The following is a 448-nucleotide window of genomic DNA, read 5'->3' as shown; positions in this document are numbered from 1 at the left end:
CTGCTGCGCCGCTGGGCGGGACGGCTGTGCTGGCCCGCGCTCGCACTGCTGGGGCTGATCGCCTGGCAGATCCCGATCACCGGAGCGAGCGGATGGAATCCGTTCTGGTACACGGTCGGTTTCCTGGCCACCGCCGTGGTGTCGGCCACGGTCGTGGCCGCGCTTGATCTGTGCCCGCGGTCATGGCCCTCCCGTCTGCTGTCCGCGTCCGCGCCGGCCTGGGTCGGACGCAACCTCAGCTACGGGATGTACCTCTGGCACTACCCCGTCATCCGGCTGCTCTCCGACCTCGGCGTGCACGGCGACCGGCTGATTCCCGCCGGCCTCGCGGCGACGGTCGTGGCGGCCCTCGTCTCGTACGTCCTCGTCGAACGCCCCTTGCTGCGGCGCGACCCCCTCCGCGTGCGTCAACTGGAGCCAGCAGTCACCGCGGAGCGTTCTTCCGCCT

At 71.2% G+C, this 448-nt stretch carries 1 protein-coding gene; it reads left to right on the top strand.

Going from position 1 to position 448, the window contains the following annotated elements:
* Positions 1 to 448 (top strand): acyltransferase family protein (locus tag TN53_RS42410; RefSeq protein ID WP_046264249.1); only part of this gene is annotated, 448 nt, incomplete at both ends.

Source organism: Streptomyces sp. WM6386, assembly GCF_000972385.1.
Lineage (GTDB): Bacteria > Actinomycetota > Actinomycetes > Streptomycetales > Streptomycetaceae > Streptomyces.
Note: the sequence above shows the minus strand (reverse complement) of the source record. Positions and strands in the feature narration are given on the sequence as shown.